This window comes from Flammeovirga aprica JL-4 (assembly GCF_012844305.1).
Classification (GTDB): domain Bacteria; phylum Bacteroidota; class Bacteroidia; order Cytophagales; family Flammeovirgaceae; genus Flammeovirga; species Flammeovirga aprica.
On the sequence record NZ_JABANE010000327.1, the window covers coordinates 1 to 862 of the forward strand.

General features: G+C 33.6%; 1 protein-coding gene. It reads right to left on the bottom strand.

Annotation, left to right across the window (positions count from 1 at the left end; all coding sequences use genetic code 11):
- Nucleotides 1-11: 11 nt before the first annotated feature.
- Nucleotides 12-746 carry an IS21-like element helper ATPase IstB gene (gene istB / locus HHU12_RS34175; protein WP_169661184.1) on the bottom strand — a complete coding sequence of 245 codons (735 nt, stop codon included), beginning with the start codon at nucleotides 744-746 and terminating at the stop codon, nucleotides 12-14.
- Between the last annotated feature and the right edge of the window lie 116 nt (nucleotides 747-862).

Sequence of the window (862 nt, forward strand, 5' to 3'; positions counted from 1 at the left end):
ATAAATTAATATTACTCTTTTGTTTCTAATGTCCTAAGTGATTTCCCCTTTAAATCCAATCTATGTGATGAATTTACTATTCTATCAAGTATTGCATCTGCAATAGTAGGTTCACCAATAGTGTCATACCATTTACTTACTGGAAGTTGAGAACAGACTATGCTAGATGATTGATCATAACGCATTTCAATGATATCTAAAAAAGCTGTTCTTACTTCATTATTGAACTCATGAATTCCAAAATCATCAATGATCAGCAGGTCGGTTCTTTCCATCTTTTTTAAGAGGTTCAGATAGCTTCCTTCTACCTTTGCTATTCTGATTTTCTCAAAAAGAACACCACAGTTAATATAAATTACTTTATGCAATTGTCTACAGGCTAAAGTTCCTAAAACCTGTGCAAGATAGCTTTTCCCTACACCTGTCGATCCAGTAATAATAATATTCTCATTGTTATACAAAAACTGTAAACTCATCAGTCTTTCATAGGTGTTCCTTGTCAGGTTTCTTTCCGAAGAATAGAGGATATTTTTAGTATCAACCATAGTTTTGAAGTTGGCACTTTTCAAAAGTGTTCTCATTTTTCTGTTACGCCTTTCATCCCACTCTCTGTCAATTAACATACCTAGGATTTCGTCAAGAGTAGACTCCCTGAACAGGTTGTTCTCTACAATTTCTTTGTAGAAATCTGCCATTCCAAGGAGTCTCATTTGTTGCATTTTCTCGATGGTCTGTGTCGTATTCATTTTACATTATTTTTTATTGGTAAGACTGTTTACCCCTGATGTTATTATGAACAGGGATATGCTGTACTTCAGCTGTTTTTGAGTGATTTTCATAAGCTTTATTCTGTAACATTTTC

Coding starts and splice junctions, on each gene's coding strand:
- istB (WP_169661184.1), bottom strand. CDS start 746: ATGAATACGACACAGACCATCGAGAAAATGCAACAAATGAGACTCCTT.